The 21,483-nt window shown below is 38.1% G+C and carries 19 protein-coding genes, 1 other RNA gene and 1 pseudogene; 7 read left to right on the forward strand and 14 right to left on the reverse strand.

All coding sequences use genetic code 11. The features are described from left to right. Positions 1-78 precede the first annotated feature (78 nt). Positions 79-1,746: an Rqc2 family fibronectin-binding protein gene (locus EKM78_RS00765; protein ID WP_125767987.1), complete on the forward strand. Its 1,668-nt coding sequence runs from the start codon at positions 79-81 to the stop codon at positions 1,744-1,746. Positions 1,747-2,223: 477 nt separating this feature from the next. On the opposite strand, the gene EKM78_RS00770 is transcribed toward EKM78_RS00765, so the two are convergent. From EKM78_RS00770 to EKM78_RS00800, 7 genes are all read right to left on the reverse strand, one after another. Then, positions 2,224-4,599, reverse strand: coding sequence for an ATP-binding protein (locus EKM78_RS00770; RefSeq protein WP_245994690.1), 2,376 nt, complete (start codon positions 4,597-4,599; stop codon positions 2,224-2,226). A gap of 28 nt (positions 4,600-4,627) precedes the next feature. Then, on the reverse strand, positions 4,628-5,704 hold the full coding sequence (locus EKM78_RS00775; protein ID WP_125767991.1) for a carbamoyl phosphate synthase small subunit: 1,077 nt from the start codon (positions 5,702-5,704) through the stop codon (positions 4,628-4,630). Positions 5,705-5,722: 18 nt separating this feature from the next. Beyond that, the gene (pyrR, locus tag EKM78_RS00780; RefSeq protein WP_125767993.1) at positions 5,723-6,250 is read right to left on the reverse strand and encodes a bifunctional pyr operon transcriptional regulator/uracil phosphoribosyltransferase PyrR; all 528 of its coding nucleotides are present in this window, start codon (positions 6,248-6,250) and stop codon (positions 5,723-5,725) included. 132 nt (positions 6,251-6,382) lie between these two features. Then, positions 6,383-7,297, reverse strand: coding sequence for an RluA family pseudouridine synthase (locus EKM78_RS00785; protein WP_125767995.1), 915 nt, complete (start codon positions 7,295-7,297; stop codon positions 6,383-6,385). Then, positions 7,278-7,742 (reverse strand): signal peptidase II, encoded by a 465-nt coding sequence (gene lspA / locus EKM78_RS00790; RefSeq protein ID WP_125767997.1) that lies wholly within the window; start codon positions 7,740-7,742, stop codon positions 7,278-7,280. The genes EKM78_RS00785 and lspA overlap by 20 nt, the downstream gene beginning before the upstream one ends. Further along, positions 7,742-9,424 carry a formate--tetrahydrofolate ligase gene (locus EKM78_RS00795; protein WP_125767999.1) on the reverse strand — a complete coding sequence of 561 codons (1,683 nt, stop codon included), beginning with the start codon at positions 9,422-9,424 and terminating at the stop codon, positions 7,742-7,744. Before EKM78_RS00795 ends, lspA begins: the two co-directional genes overlap by 1 nt. Positions 9,425-9,426: 2 nt before the next feature. Next, positions 9,427-9,810 (reverse strand): EbsA family protein, encoded by a 384-nt coding sequence (locus tag EKM78_RS00800; protein ID WP_125768000.1) that lies wholly within the window; start codon positions 9,808-9,810, stop codon positions 9,427-9,429. Positions 9,811-9,836: 26 nt separating this feature from the next. Here EKM78_RS00800 and EKM78_RS00805 point away from each other — a divergent pair, with 26 nt between their 5' ends. The 4 genes from EKM78_RS00805 (at position 9,837) to EKM78_RS00820 (ending at position 13,462) form a co-directional block, all read left to right on the forward strand. Further along, positions 9,837-10,232 (forward strand): reverse transcriptase-like protein, encoded by a 396-nt coding sequence (locus EKM78_RS00805; protein ID WP_125768002.1) that lies wholly within the window; start codon positions 9,837-9,839, stop codon positions 10,230-10,232. Between the two features lie 78 nt (positions 10,233-10,310). Continuing rightward, the gene (gene lplA, locus EKM78_RS00810; protein ID WP_125768004.1) at positions 10,311-11,324 is read left to right on the forward strand and encodes a lipoate--protein ligase; all 1,014 of its coding nucleotides are present in this window, start codon (positions 10,311-10,313) and stop codon (positions 11,322-11,324) included. Between the two features lie 61 nt (positions 11,325-11,385). Continuing rightward, positions 11,386-12,399: a lipoate--protein ligase gene (lplA, locus tag EKM78_RS00815; protein WP_125768133.1), complete on the forward strand. Its 1,014-nt coding sequence runs from the start codon at positions 11,386-11,388 to the stop codon at positions 12,397-12,399. A gap of 124 nt (positions 12,400-12,523) precedes the next feature. Continuing rightward, positions 12,524-13,462 (forward strand): magnesium transporter CorA family protein, encoded by a 939-nt coding sequence (locus EKM78_RS00820; RefSeq protein ID WP_125768006.1) that lies wholly within the window; start codon positions 12,524-12,526, stop codon positions 13,460-13,462. Here EKM78_RS00820 and EKM78_RS00825 read toward each other — a convergent pair. From EKM78_RS00825 to EKM78_RS00840, 4 genes and pseudogenes are all read right to left on the reverse strand, one after another. Then, complete coding sequence (locus EKM78_RS00825) at positions 13,459-14,577, reverse strand: THUMP domain-containing class I SAM-dependent RNA methyltransferase (protein WP_125768007.1); 1,119 nt, start codon at positions 14,575-14,577, stop codon at positions 13,459-13,461. The genes EKM78_RS00820 and EKM78_RS00825 overlap by 4 nt on opposite strands. Before the next feature lie 67 nt (positions 14,578-14,644). After that, positions 14,645-14,998: RNase P RNA component class B (gene rnpB / locus EKM78_RS00830), an RNA gene on the reverse strand. 535 nt (positions 14,999-15,533) lie between these two features. Next, positions 15,534-15,645: pseudogene (locus EKM78_RS13395) on the reverse strand (DivIVA domain-containing protein); the annotation flags it as partial. 167 nt (positions 15,646-15,812) lie between these two features. Next, a complete protein-coding gene (locus EKM78_RS00840) occupies positions 15,813-16,364 on the reverse strand; it encodes an SLOG family protein (RefSeq protein ID WP_125768009.1) in 552 nt (183 codons plus the stop codon). Between the two features lie 66 nt (positions 16,365-16,430). On the opposite strand from EKM78_RS00840, the gene recU reads away from it, so the two are divergent. Next, entirely contained in the window at positions 16,431-17,057 is a 627-nt protein-coding gene (recU, locus tag EKM78_RS00845; RefSeq protein ID WP_125768011.1) for a Holliday junction resolvase RecU, read from the forward strand. After that, positions 17,054-19,504 carry a transglycosylase domain-containing protein gene (locus EKM78_RS00850; RefSeq protein ID WP_125768013.1) on the forward strand — a complete coding sequence of 817 codons (2,451 nt, stop codon included), beginning with the start codon at positions 17,054-17,056 and terminating at the stop codon, positions 19,502-19,504. The genes recU and EKM78_RS00850 overlap by 4 nt, the downstream gene beginning before the upstream one ends. A gap of 95 nt (positions 19,505-19,599) precedes the next feature. On the opposite strand, the gene EKM78_RS00855 is transcribed toward EKM78_RS00850, so the two are convergent. The 3 genes from EKM78_RS00855 to EKM78_RS00865 all read right to left on the reverse strand — a co-directional run bounded on the left by EKM78_RS00855 (position 19,600) and on the right by EKM78_RS00865 (position 21,441). Beyond that, positions 19,600-20,247, reverse strand: a complete 648-nt coding sequence (locus tag EKM78_RS00855) for an endonuclease III domain-containing protein (RefSeq protein WP_125768015.1) — start codon at positions 20,245-20,247, stop codon at positions 19,600-19,602. Continuing rightward, a complete protein-coding gene (locus tag EKM78_RS00860; protein WP_125768017.1) occupies positions 20,247-20,870 on the reverse strand; it encodes a DnaD domain-containing protein in 624 nt (207 codons plus the stop codon). Before EKM78_RS00860 ends, EKM78_RS00855 begins: the two co-directional genes overlap by 1 nt. A 91-nt stretch (positions 20,871-20,961) precedes the next feature. Continuing rightward, entirely contained in the window at positions 20,962-21,441 is a 480-nt protein-coding gene (locus EKM78_RS00865) for a hypothetical protein (protein ID WP_125768019.1), read from the reverse strand. Positions 21,442-21,483: the final 42 nt, after the last annotated feature.

Consider the following 21,483-nt stretch of genomic DNA (forward strand, 5'->3'; position numbering starts at 1 on the left):
GTATAGAGTAGTATTCTACACTTTCCTACAGCGAAATACACATATTTTTACATAAAAAGAATTAAGGAGCTTCCATTAATGTCATTTGACGGAATGTTCACCCATGCAATGGTGAATGAATTAAACAACACGCTTAAGGGCGGTCGGATCGCTAAAATTCAACAGCCTTTTGCGAATGAATTGATCTTAACGATCCGTTCTAATAGGAAGAACCAGCAACTGTTATTGTCCGCACATCCTAATTATGCTCGGATCCAAATTACTGATCAACCATTTGAAAATCCTGCAAAGCCTTCCACATTTGTCATGTCACTGAGAAAGTACATAACTAGTGCGATAGTTCAAGATTTTCGACAATTAAATAACGATCGGGTCGTAAGTATCGATCTGAGTGCCAAAAACGAGCTCGGTGATATCCACTCATATACGATGACTATCGAAATCATGAGTCGTCACAGTAATATTTTCTTGATCAACAACGAAACGGGCAAGATCATCGATCTGATCAAACGTGTTTCTCCAGAAAATAATAGTTTCCGAGGACTATTACCTGGAGATACTTACCAATTACCACCATCTCAAAATAAGCTCGATCCTTTTAAGGCAAATAGTTCTGATTTTGACAGTTCGCTGTCAGCCAGCGATATCCGAGATAAGTTTGAGGGAATCGGCCTAGATACTTCCAAAGAACTTGAATCTATTTTAAGCAGCAATGGTGATGTGAAGGAATTTTTCAATAAATTTGATGACGTCATTTCTCCCAATACAGCCAAACAAAATGGCAAGAAGAAATTAGGTTTTTTTGCAGTGGAGTTCAGCCAGACCACTAATATTGTCGGTTACTACCCTACTCTGGGCCAATTGTTGGATAACTACTACCTAGATCGTGCACGGATCGACCGGATCGAACAACAAACTAAGAACGTAACACACCGTTTGAATATTATCTTGAAAAAAGATAGATCTAAGATTAAGAAGCTAAATAAGCAATTAGAACAAACTAAGATCATGGATCAGTACAACCTTTACGGTGAGCTGTTGACAACTTATATGTCGCAGATCAAACGTGGGGCTAAGTCGATAACCTTAACGAATTACTACAACAATGAAGAAGTCGCTATCAAACTCAATCCTGAGTATTCACCTTCTGAAAATGCTCAAAGTTATTACAAGAAATACCGCAAGTTACAAAATTCGATCCCTCACATTCAAGAACAGTTAGATATTACTAATTCGGAAGTAAATTATTTGGAATCAGTGTTAGCTTCCCTGGATTACGTAGATATTGAAGATGTTGACGGTATTATTGAAGAATTAGAAGAATCTGGATATATCAAGAAGAAGAAAAAGCAAAAACGTCGTAAGAAAAAGAAAACAGTCGGCGAACGTTTTGAAACTTCCACCGGTGTGCCAGTTGTCGTCGGGAAAAACAATATTGAAAACGACAAATTAACTATGAAATTGGCTCAAAAGAATCATTATTGGTTCCACGTCAAGGACATACCCGGATCACACGTCATTTTAGAAACAAGCCAACCAGATGATCAATCGATCCTAGAAGCAGCCATGATAGCAGCTTACTATTCAAAGGCCAGAGAATCGAGCAAAGTTCCGGTAGACTACTTGCAAGTAAGAAACATCAGAAAACCAAATGGTGCCAAACCCGGATTCGTAATCTTCGAAGGACAGACCACCATCCTAGTTGATCCGGATAGAGAATTAGTCGAAAAATTACGCGTGAAATAAAAAATCAGAGAGCGCAAGGCGACGGTCAGCTGCTGAGGATTAACGCGGGTGGTCGCACACAGGTGCTGCGAAGCAGTGCCGCGACCACCTGTGTTAACCGGAGGCCGCTGTCGCCTGGAGCTCGTTTCAACATCCTTGAGGATAAAAATAAAAAGTACTATCCAATTTGCTGCATTTACCGCAACCCAAAATGGATAGTACTATTTTTTTCAGGTCAGTCAGCACAAAGGTGCTGCGAAGCAGCGCCGCGACCACCTGTGTTAACCGGAGGTCGCTACCTCGCGGAGCTCGTTTCAACATCCTTGAGGATCAAAATAAAAAAGTACTATCCAATTTGCTGCAATTATCGCAAGCCAAAATGGATAGTACTTTTTTTAATGTCCTAATTAAATACAAATCGATGCAAGTCAAGGAATTCTCATACCAGAAAAAATTTCCACTTAGTTCCCAATATGCACGTATGCACACGAGATCTTTTTAAATCTTTAAAGTATTATTCAAGAAAAATCTCAACCCGATCTCATCGTAAGTTTTAAACTTTTGATCATTCACAGTCACAAGAAAGTTTTCATCATCATTGTTAAATATTTCGTCTGAAGACATATTCGATCCTAAATTGTTTCCTAGGATCAGTTTGACTAAAGTATCGATCACGTGGACAGAACTAGCCAATTCGTGACGGATAATATCTTGATTCATCCCCGAAGAGATCTTAGTGATGATCCAGTGATCATGAACATATGAAAACTCAAAATTGTAAGTATTGATCTGGTCTGTCTTCTGTAGTTCATTCGTAATGTTTTCGATCAAATCGGACTTTTCTGAATCAGTCAAGAATTTATTAAAGCTGCTGATCTCGTAACTTTTATCGTTGATCACTTGTCGATAGATGACAGATGGGATGGTAAATGACTTACCATCAGAAACGACGATCACTCGCATTGTTTTGTCTGATTTAAGATCGAGTGATTTGATAGGTTTGGCACTGATCTGGAACACCTCATTGCTTTGCTTATCTTCATCACTCAAAGTTTGTGAAAAATCAATTATCTTAAAGATCGATTTAGTATCGATCAAATTAAGATGCTGCATTTCCATATGCGGATCAGCGATTTCATAGGCAATATTACGAACGTCTAATGGTGAACTCCACGGCTCACGGCCCAGGATAACAGCCTCTAAACCATTTTGATGGATCGACTTGACTAGTTGCAATAAAACAAATTGTCGGACCATAATATTCTTCTTTGAAGTGATGATCGGTGATCTAACAACAATTTTATTGCGATCACCAAATTCTAGATCATTGCTGATCCCACTAGTAACAAAGAAATTGCGGTTAGTAATTTGATCCATGTTAACGGAAATGGCTTTTTTACTTTTAACAACTGACTTAGTCACGATATCGTCGCGATCCAGTAATACTTTGTTATAACCTAAGCCTTTAACTCCCATTGAGACCAATTTTTCGATGTTATTTTCATCGATCTCATCGTCGCGGATGATGGCACTATTGTTTTTGATATTTTTCAAAGCTAATAAATAAGGGGTATTTATAGAAGTAACTTCAGATAGTACTGGAAGTTCAAAGTCACGTCTAATTGCTTCAAGTAAAACGTCTAACATCCAATTAGTCGGATGAATGATCTTCTCGAATAATTGATCATCATCCAATTTATGCAATTTTTCATAGCGAATCAAAGTATCATTCAGTTTGTCGTTCAATGGTCCTTTATTGAAGACCTCTTCCAAACTAAAACCGCTTACAATGATGCTTGAATCAGACGTTTTTGAAGGACCAATATATCTCTGTTCAGAAGAATTCCACTGAGGGAAACGTGAAGTAATGTGATCCATAAATGGTTCACAGGCTCCATTAAAACTATTTCCAGAATCCAGTTGCAATTTATCTAATTGGAAACCAAGATTCAATTCTACGGCAACTGTGGCTAACGGATAACTCGTGGCATATTCCAAAAACTTAGTTTCTTCACTCAAACGTGGGATAAATTCTGTAATATAACACTCGTTGGTCTTGTGATTAAGAGCAAAATGTACCGTGCAGACACCAATAACGTCAAAAACACGTGCCAACTTTATTGCGAGATTGCGTAATTTTTGCAGCTTCGAATCATTCAAAGATAAAGCTGGTGAAATCAAATTTGAATCTAAGTGATGGACCCCGATCGGTTCGACGTCTTCGATCGTACCGATCAATGATGCATTATCGAAACGATCACGCACGATCGTACATGAATATTCACTAAATCCTCGAATACTTCGTTCAATTTCAATTTTGGCATTGTTCGAATCTTCCAGCGCCATAAAGTTGTCTAGTTCAAATAAATTGTTGATATTCGTCCAGCCGCTTGAATGCCGGTTTGAAAATCTTCTTCTAGCGATAATAGGAAACCCGATCGAACGGATGAAATCATAGAGTTCTTCTTCATCATCTGACGAGATAAAGTTGATCACTGGGAGATCATTTTTATTTAATTTACTAATAAATAATTCACGTTTGAATGTTGCTAATGAAGCAAAATAATTTGTACCCAAAACTTTAGTCGAAGATATCTTTCCGTTTAGTCCGGAGATTATCCCGAGAGCATTTTTATCCCCGACCGTGGGTAAAATTGCGTCGGGATGATATTGATCGACATAGTTTAAGACATTCTCTCCGTTGACTTTTTCGACAATGATCCGATCAAAAAGGACATTTGCGGATAGTAAAGATGTCGGATTTTCCACCATGACGCTAGTTTTGTAGCCTAATTTATGCAAGATTTGGGCGGTGTCATACAGTGCAGTCGATAAATCGACATTTTTGTCGCTGTTTGTTGGACCTATGATCAAAATGTTATGTATTCCATTTACTACCAATCTAGATGCTCCAATCTTGATTCTTTGTTGAATTGATCAAATCAATGAATTCATCAAAGACGTAATAGCCATCTGTTGGACCAGGTGCCGCTTCAGGTTCGAATAAAACACTGATTATCGGCAAAAATTCATGACGGATCCCTTCAATACTACCGTCAGCTACACAAATATTTGTCACGATAAAATCAGATGATCCAATCGATTTTTGATCGATCGTATACGAATGATTGTGGTTAACAAAATCGATCTTGCCACTGGCAACTTCTTTGACGGCTAATGAAGATTCGTGATGTGGATTTGGTAATTTGGTGATTTGACAATCATTTGCCATGGCTACTAACAAACTTCCCAAACCAATGCCCATGATCGGAAATTGCTTTTGTAAGACTTTGATATTCTCAATTGTCTTGGGTAAGTCCTTCGGGTCCCCTGGTCCATTCGAAAAGATGATCCCTTCGGGATGTAAACCAGCAATTTCTTCTGGCGTAGCATTGTAATTAACGATTACTGAATTACAGTCTCGGTAAGATAATTGTCTCAAAATTGAATATTTCAATCCCAGATCAACAATGACCATTTTTAACCCAATATTAGGATTGGGATAAGACTGCTTTGTCGAAACTTGCTTAACTAGATCTGTAGGCAATACTAAAGCTTTGATCTGATCGATGGCGTGCTCATCATGGGTATCCATGATCGAGGCCTTCATTTCACCGTGCTCATAAATGTACTTTGAGAGTGCTCTAACATCGACATTTTTGATGCCGGGGATCTTTAAGGTTGTGATCCATTCCTCAAAGGGGATCGAACCATCAACACTTTCAGCACTTGCTGATCCGATCACGACACCCTTGCATTGATAATTGATAGATTCATAAAAATCTCGATTGATCCCAGAACTACCAATACCAGGAATTGTGAAAGCAATTATTTGCCCTTCAGCATCAGGATCAGTTACTGACTGCTCAATACCAGTCCGATTATTAGAGATGACTAATTGTCCCGTCGTAATGACGGAAGATCCAAATCCTTCTCCAGGAAAAACTGTCCCGTCTTCTAGTATTAAATAACGTTTCATTTTCCCAACTCCAATTAATTATTCAATTTCGACTTTATCCTCGCCATCGATCTCTTTCATGAATACTCTGATCTTTTCACGTTGAGAAGTTGGAATGTTCTTACCGACAAAATCAGCTCTGATCGGTAATTCACGGTGTCCACGATCGACCAAGACAGCTAAGGAAATCTTTTTAGGACGACCTGAAGACATCAATGCATCCATCGCTGCACGTATAGTTCTGCCAGTGTACAAAACGTCGTCTGTTAAAATGACATGTTTATTGCTAATGTCAAAATTAAGTGGTTCCGCCTTGAAATCTTGGGCGTCTTTTTCATCTACAGCCACATCATCACGATAAGGTGTGATATCTAATTCCCCAACAGGGATACTGATATTTTCCAGCTGTTTGAGGCGTGATTCGATCCGATGAGCGACAAATACGCCTCGAGTCTTGATGCCAACTAATACTAAGTCATCGATCCCTTTGTTTCGTTCGATTATCTCATAGGTTATTCTAGTCAAAGCTCTAGTCATCGTTTGACCATCAATGATTTCTTTTGCCATAAAAAAACTCCTTATCCTAAATAAAAGCCAGGACAGGTGCCCTAGCTTAAAGATTTTTCATCATTCATTCGAGTAATACTCGATCAAAAAGATATTAATATATTTTCAGAATAAATTAGCCGTCGCAACATGTCAACTGCGCAATTTTTTCAAGGTATCTTCAAAGATCTTAGGAGGTTCAACCGAGAATTCCATCCACTGATGAGTTTTCGGATGATCAAACCCTAAGGTTTGCGCATGTAAAAATTGTCCATGTCCAGCAAGTGTATTCTTTGGACCATAAAGTGGGTCTCCAGCAACCGGATGACCGATATATTGCATGTGTACTCTGATTTGGTGCGTGCGGCCCGTTTCTAGCTTTAGCTTGACCAACGCATAGCCATTAAATTGTTCTAAGACCTCAAAGTGAGTCACAGCATGACGACCATTATCGACGATTGCTTGTTTCTTCCGATCACTCTTTGATCGACCGATCGGCGCATTGATCACGCCCTTTTTCTCTTTGAAATTTCCATGAACAATGGCTAGATACTCTCGAAGGTTAGTCTTTGCTTTCAATTGTTCCATCAATGATTGCTTAGCTAAATTATTTTTAGCGATCATTAACAAGCCGGAAGTATCCTTATCGATCCGATGAACGATCCCTGGTCGCACCATATCATCATCATTGATCTTACTATGATATAAAATGGCGTTTACTAATGTATGATCAGGATGCCCAGCAGCTGGATGGACAACCATCCCCTGCTGTTTGTTTACGACTATGACGTCTTCATCTTCGTACACGATATCAATGGGAATGTCCTGAGGGATAGCTTCGAGTGGTTGTTCTTCCGGAATGGTAAATTCAATTTTGTCACCATTAACTATTTTAAAACCAGTTTTGGTAATGATCTTGCCATTAACAAAAACTTCGCCATCTTTGATGAACTTAGAAATCTGTGATCTGGAAAGATCATCCACTTGTTCATCAATAAATTTATCTAAACGTGCTTTTGAATTTTCTTCAAAAGTTAATTCGATTGTACTATTTACTATTGTTTTCACCTGCTGTCGATTTAAATAAAGAGATCAGTAATAAAATAACGCCGATCGTAATAAAAGTATCTGCCAAATTGAAAATTGGAAAATTCATGAATTCAAGATTAAACATATCGATCACGAATTGTCTCGTAAATCGGTCGATCGCATTACCGATCGTACCGGCTAACAAAAACAAAAGCGAAAACCGGTAGAGATGTTGGTCTTTTTCAGCTTTAAAAAATAAATATCCTAAAACGATCACGGCAATCGCGGTAACGATGTAGAAAAAATACATCTTCCCTTCTAACATGCTCCACGCTGCACCTGTATTCCTGATATTAGTCAGCGATAAAATCCCGGGGATGAATTCTTGGTTCCCCATCGCTGGAATATTATAAAAAACATAAAACTTGAGAGCCTGGTCAGAAAAGACTAAGCCGAGTAAAACGATAATATAAACAAAAGGCATTAGAAGAGTCCACTTATCTTTCCGGAGTTATCAACATCCATATTTAAGGCTGCTGGTTTGCTTGGCAATCCTGGCATGGTCAAGACATTTCCTGTCAGCACAACGATGAACCCTGCACCAAGCTTTGGTATCAAACTCTTAACATGTAATGTGAAGTCTTTAGGGCTACCCAATTTCTTAGGATCATCACTTAATGAATATTGCGTCTTTGCAATACATACTGGCAGATCGTCCCAAACATTATCTTTGAGTAACTTCAGTTGTTTCTTAGCTTGATCTGAATACTCAACATTATTAGCGCCATAAATTTCCGAAGCGATCGTCGCAATTTTCTCTTCAGTAGTTTGTTCATCTTCATATAAGCGTGTGTAATTAGCTTCTTGCTCACAAGCTTTGATGACAGCTTTAGCGAGTCCAGTACCGCCAGCACTACCTTTATGATGGATCTCAGTTAATTCTACCGTTACGCCTACCTCATCACAAAGACTCGTCAATAATTTGACCTCATCTTCGGTATCAGTTGCAAATTTATTGATCGAAACGACAACAGGAACGTTGTAATAACGCATATTTTGAATGTGTCGTTTCAAGTTCTTGAATCCGAGTGAAAGTGCTTTGAGATCTTCATCTTTAAGATCGGCTAATTTTTGACCACCATTGTATTTCAAGGCACGGATAGTCGCAACGATAACAATAGCATTAGGTGCATGATTCAATTTAGGAGTAACGATATCCATAAATTTCTCACCACCAAGGTCAGCACCAAAGCCACCTTCTGTTACAGTGTAGTCACCTAACTTCATTGCTAACTTGGTTGCTAAAATACTATTGCATCCGTGAGCAATGTTTGCGAAAGGACCACCATGAATGATTGCCGGTGTATTCTCTAAAGTTTGAACTAAGTTAGGTTTTAAAGCATCTTTGAGCAACATCGTGATTGCTCCTTCAACTTGGAGATCACGGACAAAAACTGGTTTTCGATCATAAGTATATGCAATCAAAATGCTAGCGATCCGTTCCTTTAGGTCATCTAGATCTTGAGCTAAACATAAAATGGCCATTAATTCACTGGCAACAGTGATCTCAAAATGTTCTTCACGTGGGATCGAGTTGATAGGACCACCTAAACCAATTACTGTACTTCTCAAAGAACGATCATTGATATCTAAAGCTCGTTTCCAAATGATCCGTCTAGGATCGATGCCTAATTGATTTCCTTGATGTAAATGATTATCGATCAAGGCAGCTAAAGTATTAACTGCACTAGTTAAGGCATGCATATCACCGGTAAAGTGCAAATTGATATCTTCCATCGGAACTACTTGAGCATAACCACCACCAGTAGCACCACCTTTGATCCCCATCACTGGTCCTAAAGATGGTTCACGCAATGCCAAGACCGTCTTTTTACCTAAAGATTGAAGTGAGTCAGCTAAACCGATAGCGACAGTCGACTTACCCTCACCAGCTGGAGTGGGGTTGATCGAAGTTACCAAGATCAATTTACCGTCATCGTTCTTCATAGCTTTAGAAATACCAGTTTGACCGATCTTTGCCTTATAATGTCCGTAAGGCTCGATGTCTTGAGAATCTAAGCCTAACTTAATAGCGATATCATTGATATCTTTCATCTTGTCGTGCTCATTTATCTGTGCTATTTCAATATCACTAGGAAATGCCATGCTTATCCACCTACTCTTTTCTTTAAGTCTGTTAAAATCTTTCTAGTTGACGTAACTTTGACTGGAAAGTAATCATGATTCTTAAATTCAAACTCTAATTGCCATTTATGAGAAGATTTAACAGTTACATCCGCAATGTCAAAAGATCTCGTTTTATAATAATTAGGTTCCTTAATAACAATTTGTGAGTCCGAAACTTTGATCCATGAACTTCTAAGGATATAAAAAATATAAATCAGTCCTACGATCCAAATAATAACAGGGATAACACTAAAACTAAATATTTCCAGTTGCAAGATCACTCCAAAGAAAATGATGATCAAAGCAATGGACCAGAGAATGATACCCCAGGCCCCGCTGGGCTGAATGTAATACTTTTTCGACATAAAATACCCCCGAAAGGTTAATTGACATGATTAAATTGTACACCGACGCAGGTTTAAATACTAATCAAAACTTAGCTGCGATCGCATTTGTTTACCAAACAGAAAACAAGCGTGACAGTAACGTTAAACAAGTCAACGGTTCTGATAACCACTACCTAGAATTTTTGGCTGTCAAATTAGGATTATCGACTTTGATACAACAAAATTTAAATGATGACTTGCTTCAACTACTGTCTGATAGTCAGATCGTCACTGATAGTATCGAGAAGAAATATTCGAAACATTATCAAGAGATGGTCGACGAAATTATCCCCTTATTAGAAAAATTTCCAGCTTACTTTGTCAAACATATTTCTGATAAGGAAAATAAAGCTGCACATTCATTAATACATCAAGAATTAATACATTTAAGAAAATCATAAATATCATTATTATCAAAATCTAAAAGTTTGTGATACGATTGAATCGCTTATAAATTTAAGCAAGGAGGATTTTCGCAAATGTATTATGTTCTAATGAAAGACCGAGATATTCGTGACAATCTTGCCACTGAACAATATCTTATGAACAACGTTGATTTTGACGAACCTTTGGTCCTTTTCTATATTGAAAAGCCATGTATTATCGTTGGTAGAAACCAAAATACACTCGAGGAAATTAATAGTGATTACGTTAAGGATCACAATATTACCGTTACTCGTCGTATCTCTGGAGGGGGAGCAGTCTACCAAGACCTTGGAAATCTTTGTTTTAGCTTTGTTGTTGATTCTAACGACAAGAATTTCGGTGATTTTAAGTCATTCACCCAACCTATTATTGATGCTTTGCATGATATGGGAGCTACAACTGCCGAAGTTTCCGGCCGTAACGATCTATTAGTTGACGGTAAGAAATTCTCCGGTAATGCCATGTATTCAAAGAATGGTAAGACTTTCTCACATGGTACATTGTCATTGGACGTTGATTTGTCAGTCCTAACAGATGCTTTGAATGTTCCAGAAGACAAAATCGCCTCAAAAGGGATCAAGTCGATCAGAAGTCGTGTTACTAACTTAAGACCTTATTTAGATGAGAAATATCAAAAATTATCAACAGAAGAATTTAGAGATCGTCTCTTGCTAGAATTGTTCCATGCAAATAATATCGATGAGATCAAAGATAAAGAATACATCGTTTCACCAGACGAGCAAAAAGAAATTGATAAGATCAAAGAACAATATTATTACAACTGGGATTGGGTTTACGGAAAATCTCCAAAATTTACTGCCAAACAACGCAAGCACTTCGATATGGGTACTGTGGATGTTAGATATAATGTCGTTGACGGTAAAATCGAGAATACCGAAATCTACGGCGATTATTTTGGAATGAAAGATGCTAACGAAGTAAAGGCTAAACTAACTGGCACTAAATTCGATCGCGATGAGATCTTGAAAGTACTAGATCAATTTAATTTGGACGACTACTTTAAAGGTATCCCACAAGATGAATTAGTAAAATTATTTACTCCATAATAAAAACCGAAGCTTGAGTTTAAATAAACTCGAGCTTTTTTTGAAGGAAGCGAAGAATAATATGTATTTTTACCGGATGAGATCAACTGATATCCGTGATAATTTGGCAACAGAACAATATTTAATGAATAACGTCGAGTTCGATGAACCGTTAGTCCTTTTTTACATTCAAAAGCCATGTATCATTGTTGGACGTCATCAAAATACTTTAGAAGAGATCAATTTAGATTACGTCAAAGAACACAATATCACTGTAACAAGAAGGATTTCTGGCGGTGGAGCTGTTTATGATGACTTAGGAAATATCAGTTTCAGCTTCGTGGTCAACTCTGACAACGATAATTTTGGTGACTTCAAGAAATTGACTAAGCCGATCATCGACGCATTAAAAGACATGGGGGCAACCACGGCCACGGTTTCAGGGAGAAACGATCTGATGGTCGACGGTAAGAAATTCTCAGGCAACGCCATGTACACTAAGAATGGCAAGATGTTCTCGCACGGTACCCTAGCCTATGATGTCGATCTGACAGTTTTGTCAAAGGCGCTTAATGTTCCCAAAGACAAAATAGCTTCTAAGGGAATCAAATCCGTCAAATCTAGAGTAACGAACGTCAAACCATATTTGAAACCTGAATATCAAAGTTTGACGACTGAGCAGTTCAGAGATCGTTTAGTCTTAGAACTATTTCATGCTCGATCAATGGATGAAATCAGTGATAAAGAGTATCAATTAACGGAACAAGATAAACAAGCTATTCAAAAGTTAAATGATGACTACTATTACAATTGGGATTGGATCTATGGAAAATCTCCTGATTTCACAGTAAAAAACCGCAAGCATTTCCAAATGGGTACCATCGATGTCAGATATCAAGTTTCATCGGGAAAAATCAAAGACCTAGAAATCTACGGTGATTATTTTGGGAAAAAGGATTCCAATGAGATCAAACAAAACTTACTCGGTATGGATTATGATCCAGCAACGATAAGATCGGTCCTAGACCAATACGATTTAGACCAATATTTTAGTGGGATCAACCATGATGATTTAATAAAACTATTTACTGATTAAGAAAAAAGCTAGCTTACGCTAGCTTTTTTTGATTGATTTCATATTATTACAGAACAAACCTTGAACCCGCATCCAACCAACAACACCCTATATGATAAAATAAAAATCACAAGGGGAAAAAATTATGATCAAATTCGAACAACTAAAACAGAATCTAAGCCTGATCGATATTCAATCTGAGACTAGTCTTCAAGATGAAGACCGTACAAAGTTGATCGAGCAATACAACTTAACTAATGAATTCTTAGATTATGCCGATGACGAAAACGAGCGAGCACGTTTAGAATTTGATGAAGATCATCAAATATGGCTAGTAGTGTACTACGTCCAAACTGAGATCAAATCATCTGCTTCTAAAAGCACTCGCCCTATTGCGATTATTATTAAGGATGGTCAACTATTTTTGTTCACTAACAAATATACCCATTACGTCAAAGATTACTTGATGAATGCTGACAGCCATTTTCAAGGAGAAATTGAAGATCGACTTTGGGCCTTGATCTTTTATGCCTTCGATCGAATTTCTGATGACTACAGTGATACTATCAACGATATTAATAATCACCGTAATCGTATGCAAGATCGTATTGAAAAAAGGCGAACTTCCTACAAACAAATTATTAGTTTAGCTAATTTGCAAGACACTATGATTTATATCAGTACGGCCATTAATAACGATTATAGCGTGATCAAACAGATCGATATTATCGCTAATAGTAAGGCAGAAACCGTCGATCTCACTGATAAAACTAAAGAACGGCTGCATGATTCAGTTGTTGAGATCGAACAACTAAAAGATGAATCCGACCTTTCCTCAGATATTATTGATCGCGTTTCTAATACTTCCAATAATATTCTTGATAACCAAATGAACAACACCATGAAAATACTGACTATTTATACCATCGTCTTAAGTGTGCCAACTATTATTTCTGGTTTTTACGGAATGAACATGCCTCTACCAGTTGCTGACCAAAAATGGTCTTGGATATTCTCGATCGTGGTCACGATCGCCATGATAATCTTCGTCCTTTGGGATCTGCATCGTCGAAATAGCCTCTAATGTCTTCTCTGCGCCCAATATTGATAGTAATCTGCTCGGAGTGAGCCATTGTATAATTTGCGCTTCTTAGTGGCTTTTTTACCGTAATATTGTTCAAATTCAAGATCACTAGTAACAATATATTTACTCCACGTTGGCAAAGTTTCAAAGATTTCACCCATTTGTTTGTAAAGCAAATGAACGCCTTCCATATCACTCATTCTTTGTCCGTATGGAGGGTTTGAAATGATGACGCCATCGTCGCCTTCGATCTTGAGATCTTTTACAGCAATCTGCTTAAAGGTCACATCGTGAAGGACCCCAGCAGCGTGAGCATTCAACTTAGCAATATCGATCATTGAACCATCAATATCACTGGCAAAGATATTTAATTCTGGAGCAGTCTGAACTTCTTTGGCTGCTTCTTTTTCTTGCTCTAAAATCTTTGGATCGAACCAATCGAAGTTTTCAAATGAAAAATGACGCAAGATCCCAGGAGCTACGTTCTTTGCTAACAATGCCGCTTCAATGGCAATCGTTCCGGAACCAGTCGTTGGATCAACAAAAGGCATGTCTGAATGCCAATTAGTCAACATGATCAGTGCCGCTGCAAAGTTCTCCTTCATAGGTGCTGCACCGTGTTCTGTACGGTATCCTCGTTTATAAAGCGAATCTCCTGTTGTGTCCAGTGTGATCTCAACAACATCTTTATGGATCCTAGTCTCGATTTGGAAAGTTGCACCAGATTCTGGTAACCGACCTCGTCTCTTATAAACGTCTGACATTTTATTAACGATAGCTTTTTTAGTAATTGCTTGTATGTCTCTTTCGGAGTGTAACTTAGACTTGACAGTTCTAGCCTTGATCGGAAAAGCTGCATTGAGAGGCAACCAATAATCCCAATCGATCGCATTGACTTTATCAAATAATTCTTCGAAACTTCTAGCTTCAAAAGTATCGATCACAATTTTGATTCGATCGGCACTGCGCAACCACAAATTAGTCTTAGCGACGTCTTCATAATCACCTTCAAAATAAACTTTTCCATTTTCGGTTGAGACATCATAGCCTAAGTTTTGCAATTCTTGTTTAGTTACTGATTCAAAACCACTCGACATCGTCGCAATTAATTTCATATTTTTCCTCTTTTGTTAAAATTATGTACAAAAAAAGGACGAGCAAGTCGTCCCTTACCAAGTAAATTTCTATAGGCCACGTTCTGTTCAAGTACCGGTCTGGTAAACCGATACAATTAGTAATCATCTATCTACAATTAAGCCTTCACAGTAGATTCATTTCTCGTTATGAAGCGCCCCTACCAAAGTTTGGGTTGCCAGCTCGCGGGGTTTACCTCGTTCCACTATCAAGGTTTCCCTTGATACTACGTCTCTGTGGCACTTTCAAGCTATTAACACATAGAAAACCTTAGTGCGTTCGCTGCCGTTACCAAAAGGTACCTTAGCTTATTAGGCTAAGCACGAACACTACAAGCATCTCAGCTCGTGCTGGCGTGGACCTTCCTCAGCCTAGATAACTAGACCGCGATTACTCAAAATTTACAACGTTACTCATTATACCTAAAATTGGTTAACATTTCCATTATTATTTAAATTTTGTCCAAATCCATTCATATTTTGACGATTAGCATCAAAATGATTTGGGCTCAAATTACTATTATTAATAGGATTGTTCATGTTATTATTATTGTTCAAATTTTGTTGCATTGAATCAGGATTGATCTCGTTGTGACCTGACTCGAATGGATTAGCTTGACTGTTGTGCATATTGTTATTTGGCACAGCAGCTGAAGCAAATTGTTTGATTGGTTCATCATTCTTATTGCCAGCAGCATTTTGATTAGGAACGCCATTAGCAAAGTCATGACCAAAGACATGCTTTTCCAAGTTGGAAATTCTTCTTAAAATATCATAAGTAGAAGCATCTTGCTTAGCCTTATTATTATTGTAATTTGGCATAGAAGCGGACTTTGGTTGTGTAGGAATTGTCCGATTCATTCTTTGACGTCCATTTTGATTGTTGTTTTGAGCGTTATTAGGCTGGTTGGTTTGTGGGATCGAATTCAGTTGCTGTTGAAGACGATTATTTTCAGCCTTGAGACGATTTAGCTCATTAGAATATGATTCATAGTCTTTAATAATACCATCTAAAAATTGGTCAACTTCTGCTTGATCGTAGCCACGCATTTTAGTCTTGAATTCTTTTTGTAAAATATCGTTTGGTTGGAAGTTCAAAAAGAATTTATTGTTTGGTTGTTGTTGTGGTTGTTGTTGTGGATTGAATCCATTTCCATTCATTTGATTCATGTTATTCATAATTTGCACCCCAATTATTTATTTATTGACAAATTTAATTACTCTTCCGACAAACTATTAGCAAAATCCTGCATTGCATCAAAATCTACCAACTCCAAGGAATAGTCATTCCCCTTATCGAGATAATTTTCTATTGCAGAATAATCATACTTTGGCTTCCCTCCACTATCAGGATCGTAAAATAATAGCGCCCCATCAGTATGTTGCAGCATAAAATTCTGCCAAGTTCTTAGTTGTATACCTGAATGATAACCTAAATTAGTGATTTTATTTACGTAGTCGGCATTTCTTAAAAAAATATTTAGTAATGACTGATTGTTCTCATTCCACTGACTGCCAAAGTTAGCAAATGGTAAAATGACTGCATGTTTAACATTATATCCTTTTTCTTGAATAGATTGCACTGCTGGACCCACAAATTGTTCCGTTCCCATTTGGGCGCCGGTGATGATCCATTCACAGCCATCTTCAACATAGTTAGTTATCCGTTCCTCAAGAAATTTTTTGATAACTTTCGATTTTGGATCATCGGGCTTGAAAATCCCTAATTCGTAGGATCTATACCCGGTTATCCATAAATTCTTGATCACAGAGATCCCTCCAATAATTTTATTTTCTGCTATCATGGTATAATTCTTCAAGTAGGAGTTGATAATTTGAAATTTAACTACCCTGATGGCCGAAAATTCGAACAACGTTCCAAGCCATCTCAGTTGTCTACTACCGCTGCCAAGAAAGTTATCTTTGGTGATCGTGGTATGCGACTGGAAGATGAAATAAATGAAAGCAATAAGTATTATCGTGCTCACGAAATTGCGGTAATATACAAGAAACCAACACCTTTACAGATCGTTAAAGTAGATTATCCTAAGCGCTCGAGAGCCGTAATCAAAGAAGCCTACTTTCGACAAGCATCTACTACTGATTATAACGGTGTTTATCAAGGTTACTATATTGATTTTGAGGCTAAGGAAACAACTAATAAGAATACGTTTCCACTCAAGAACTTTCATCAACATCAGATCGATCATTTGCGTGCTTGTCAAAAGCAAGATGGTATTTGTTTTGTGATCATCAAATATGTCACACTCAACAGATATTTTATCATGCCTGCGACTAACCTGTTTAAATACTGGGAAGGTCAACGCAATGATGGACCAAAATCGATCCAATTGTCACAAGTAGTTGCGGATTCATATGAAATTAAATCAAATTATAATCCCACACTACCCTATGTTGACATTATTAAGAAATTAATCGCAAAAAGGAAGGAGAAACAATGAATAATACTCCTAATAATCAACCTCGAGTCAAGAACTCTCCTTTCAAGAATATTTTGAAATGGTTAGGGATCTTGCTAGGGACTGCAATTACGGTCTTTTTAGTAATATTCATTTTTTACGCTTTCAAGGCTCCTGCAATTAGCCAAGAATTATTGCAAAGTGGTGGTTCTTCGACCATCGTTGATACTAAAGGAAACCAAGTCGGTTCACTCGGCTCCAACAAAAGAAATTACGTGACAATCGACAAAGTTCCTCAACAAATGCAAGATGCCGTAATTTCTATCGAAGATAAGAACTTTTACAATGAAACATTTGGTATCGATCCTGTGCGGATCGTTAAGTCTGCTTTCAACAATGTAACCAACGATACATTACAAGGTGGAAGTACTTTGACGCAACAACTAGTTAAGCTGACTGTTTTCTCAACTGACGCTAAAGATCAAACTTTCAAGCGGAAAATGCAAGAAGCTTGGTTAGCAATGAAAGTCAGTCATGACTTTTCTAAACAGCAGATCCTTGAATTTTATGTTAATAAAGTTTATATGAATAATGGTGTTTACGGTATCGAAACTGGATCAAAATACTATTACGGTAAGTCGCTCGACAAACTGTCGTTAGCACAGATGGCAATGCTTGCAGGTCTTCCTAATGCTCCTAGTAATTATGATCCCTATACCCACCCAGAAGCTGCCAAAGAGCGCCGTGATTTAGTCTTACGTGCAATGTACAACAATAAGAAGATCACGCAAGCTCAGGAACAAGAAGCAATCAACACGCCGATCGATTCTGGTTTAGAGCCATTTAAAGAAAATACTACTGGCGATGACGAGAATAAGATGATCACCGATCCATACATTAAAGAAGCTATTTCAGAAGTTAGGGCTAAAGGCTTTGATCCTTATCGTGATAATCTTAAGATCACTGTCAATATGGATTATAATGCGCAAAAACGTCTCTACAATATCGTCAATTCCTCAAACTATGTCCAATATCCTGATTCCAAGATGCAAGTTGGTGCCACGGTCGTTGACCCTAGCAACGGTAAAGTAGTTGCTATGGTTGGTGGACGTAATTTGAAGAATATCCAGTTTGGTTTGAATCGAGCGGTCCAAACATCCAGAAGTAATGGTTCAACTATGAAACCAGTAATGGATTACGGTCCTGCGATCGAGTATTTGAATTGGTCGACTTATCACCAATTAGATGATACAAAATACGTTTATCCTGGTACTAATATTGTCTTGAAAGACTGGGATGAGACTTACAAAGGACAAATGAGCTTGCGGGAAGCTTTAGCAACCTCAAGAAATGTCCCTGCGATCAAGACTTTAGATGCTGTCGGCTTTAAGAAAGCCATTGGTTTTGCTAAGGACTTAGGTATGAATGTTTCTGAAGATAAAGGGACTTCGCAAGGTATCGGTGCTGATGCTTCTAGTCTTCAAGGTGCTGCAGCTTATGCTGCTTTTTCAAATGGCGGTAATTACTACAAACCTAGCTATGTATCTAAGATCGAGACTTCAGATGGTATCACCCACTCATATCACTCTGAACCTAAACGTGTCATGAAAGCTTCAACTGCTTACATGATCACTGACATTCTAAAAGAAGTGCCAACTAGCACTGGCTTTGCCGACTACGCAATGATTTCAGGATTGCATCAGGCTGGTAAAACTGGGACGACAAATTATTCTGACGATGCTATCAGTTCTAATCCTAGTTTAAGTGGTAAATCTAAGGATTCTTGGTACAACGGTTATACGAAGAATTATTCGATGAGCGTCTGGACCGGTTATGACTCCCCTAATCAAAATGGGATCGATTCGACATACCAAAGTGTTGCAGGAAAGATCTACAAAGCTGAAATGCAATACTTAAGCAGTGATGTCACGAACTCCGATTGGAAGAAGCCTAGTTCAGTAGTATCTTTGAAGATTAGAAATAACGGTTCAACTACGCCGATTGTAGCGAACCCTAGATCTTCTTCAAGTTCATACACAACTGAATTGTTCGTCCGTGGTCATGCACCTTCTAATCCATACAAGAACTACTCTGGATCATCCAGTTCTAGTTCTTCATCCAGTTCTGAAGAAGTCATCCCAAACCGTCGTCCAAGTTCGGATGATGACGAAACTAGCGAAAATTCCAACACTAATGAAATGAACGGCAATACCGATACTGGTGATGGAACAAACAGTCAAACTGATCAAAACAACAGTAACAACACCACTGGTAATACTGGCGGCAATACAACTGGTAATACTGGTGGAACTACTGGAAATACCGGTGGCAATACCGGCGGTGGAACTACTGGTGGTTCTACAAGCCCTGGTGGTAACACTGGCAACACCGGTGGAACTACTGGTGGTTCTACCGGCAACACTGGTAATAATGGAGCAGGTACGCAAGGCTCCAACACACAAAGTGGTAGTGAACAAACATTTGAGTAACTAATTGTTTAGCCTATTTAAAAAGGTCAAAACCGATTTTTGGTTTTGACCTTTTTTGTTTGGAAGAAAGCTGTGCAAGGCAGCGGTCCCTTATCTTATTTCAATTTGTTAGCTTCATTTAACTCATCACATTGAATGATCAGTTGATTTGTTTCTTCGTCTACTGGCACCTTCATTGAATATTTGCGACCATATTCGATCATGGTGTGATGAGCCCGGTGCAACTCTTCAGGCTTCATGACCGAGACGATCTTTTTCTCCACTTGTAAAACGGAAGCATCTTCTTCAACAAAATGAAGTCGCTTAGAGATCTTAGCAACATGAGTATCAACGGCAAACGTTGGTTGATCGAAAACGTCACTCAAGACGACGTTAGCGGTCTTTCGCCCTGCCCCAGGTAATTTCATGATCTCACTACGAACTGATGGAACAACATCATTATATTGCTCATGGATCACTTTTGCCGTCCTAATGATATTCTTTGCCTTATTGTGAAATAATCCGACACTCTTAATGATATCTTCAACATCACTTAATGGGGCATCCATCAGATCGATAGGATCAGGGTATTTAGAAAATAGCACAGGCGTAACTTTGTTGACGGAAACATCCGTAGCTTGTGCACTCAAAATGACCGAAACTAAGTATTGAAAAGGAGTTCTCGAATCTAGCGATGGCCCGACTGGCCCAATGTCTTCTTCCATTTGATGAATGGCCCAGACAATTTGTTCATTCGTTAACATTAATATCCCAACTTCTTTCGTCTTTCTTGTAGTTGCTCAGCCGTCTTGATATTACTCTTTTCCCAACTGATCAGTATCCGATCCATGTACTTCAAAGAATAGGCTTGATTTAGCACGGCTTCCCTTAATGCCAAGCCGATCAATTGGATCGAATAATGATCATCATCGATCCATTGATGAACTTGTTCTTGCTCGATCGGCGAGATCGGACGACCGAATTCCACTTCGATCTTCTTAAATAATTCTTGGGTATCTGACATTAACTTTTGCTGACTGTCATTATTTGCTTGTTGAATAAACAGCGCTTTCAATCGTTCATATACTGGTGTTAATGAGTAAATGTCTCGTTGTTGGTGATTCTCAACCACGGTCTTTAATTCAATGATGCCCAGCTTGATCATTTCTTGCAATAAATTATATATTTCCGATTCGTCAAATCCAGTATTCTGAGCAATGTTTTGAACCATCGGGAAATAGTTACCCTTCTGAGCATACATTTGTAAATTCAAGTAGATGATCAATTCTTGTTCATTCATCCCTAAATTATGATAATTAGCTATTATCAAATTACTAATATTGGTACTACCACTGTTGAGAAATTTCTCAAACATTTTCTCATCCATTAATTTCACTCCAAAAATCATAAATTATTCCACAATGTAAAAATGACAATATTCGCATAATTGAATATTGCCATTAAAAAGTGAGGTTCCACTAAATATTATTGATTAATTGTACACTTTTGCCCGTTTTGAAGTCGACTAAATTGTACCCGATCGAACCATTCTTGTTCTTGAATGCCACTTCCCAAGTAGGCTTATTCTTGTAGAGCCCTAAATTGATGTGCAAGATCTTACTAGGATCATATCGAGTAGCAACACCGTCGATGACAGTTTGGCGAACTGGCGCTTTACCTTTGTCAACGACAGTCGTCTTCCCAGTTTTGGCGTTGATTATTACGTAACGATATTGCTTGCTATTAGTTAGCCCACCAACAGAGTAATATTGTTTTTGACGTGAAAAATTGCCAAAATAATCCGGTTGAGTGATCTTTGCGCTTGTCTGAGCAATATCATACGATTGTGATTTCGCACTAGAGTAAGGAGCAAAAGATAAATTAATATATGTGATCAATGAGACCACGGCTAAGGCAATTAATGAGATTGCTAATAAAATCTTTGTGTTTCTAGTCATAAGTTCTTCCTTAATGTTAGTCAACATTCATAGTATAGCAAT

This window comes from Companilactobacillus furfuricola (genome assembly GCF_003946325.1).
GTDB lineage: Bacteria > Bacillota > Bacilli > Lactobacillales > Lactobacillaceae > Companilactobacillus > Companilactobacillus furfuricola.

Bases quoted from the DNA above. Each gene is read 5' to 3' on its own strand.
- EKM78_RS00765 (WP_125767987.1), top strand. From the start codon at position 79: ATGTCATTTGACGGAATGTTCACCCATGCAATGGTGAATGAATTAAAC.
- EKM78_RS00775 (WP_125767991.1), bottom strand. From the start codon at position 5,704: ATGAAACGTTATTTAATACTAGAAGACGGGACAGTTTTTCCTGGAGAA.
- pyrR (WP_125767993.1), bottom strand. From the start codon at position 6,250: ATGGCAAAAGAAATCATTGATGGTCAAACGATGACTAGAGCTTTGACT.
- lspA (WP_125767997.1), bottom strand. From the start codon at position 7,742: ATGCCTTTTGTTTATATTATCGTTTTACTCGGCTTAGTCTTTTCTGAC.
- EKM78_RS00795 (WP_125767999.1), bottom strand. From the start codon at position 9,424: ATGGCATTTCCTAGTGATATTGAAATAGCACAGATAAATGAGCACGAC.
- EKM78_RS00800 (WP_125768000.1), bottom strand. From the start codon at position 9,810: ATGTCGAAAAAGTATTACATTCAGCCCAGCGGGGCCTGGGGTATCATT.
- EKM78_RS00805 (WP_125768002.1), top strand. From the start codon at position 9,837: ATGATTAAATTGTACACCGACGCAGGTTTAAATACTAATCAAAACTTA.
- lplA (WP_125768004.1), top strand. From the start codon at position 10,311: ATGTATTATGTTCTAATGAAAGACCGAGATATTCGTGACAATCTTGCC.
- lplA (WP_125768133.1), top strand. From the start codon at position 11,386: ATGTATTTTTACCGGATGAGATCAACTGATATCCGTGATAATTTGGCA.
- EKM78_RS00820 (WP_125768006.1), top strand. From the start codon at position 12,524: ATGATCAAATTCGAACAACTAAAACAGAATCTAAGCCTGATCGATATT.
- EKM78_RS00825 (WP_125768007.1), bottom strand. From the start codon at position 14,577: ATGAAATTAATTGCGACGATGTCGAGTGGTTTTGAATCAGTAACTAAA.
- EKM78_RS00850 (WP_125768013.1), top strand. From the start codon at position 17,054: ATGAATAATACTCCTAATAATCAACCTCGAGTCAAGAACTCTCCTTTC.
- EKM78_RS00855 (WP_125768015.1), bottom strand. From the start codon at position 20,247: ATGTTAACGAATGAACAAATTGTCTGGGCCATTCATCAAATGGAAGAA.
- EKM78_RS00860 (WP_125768017.1), bottom strand. From the start codon at position 20,870: ATGGATGAGAAAATGTTTGAGAAATTTCTCAACAGTGGTAGTACCAAT.
- EKM78_RS00865 (WP_125768019.1), bottom strand. From the start codon at position 21,441: ATGACTAGAAACACAAAGATTTTATTAGCAATCTCATTAATTGCCTTA.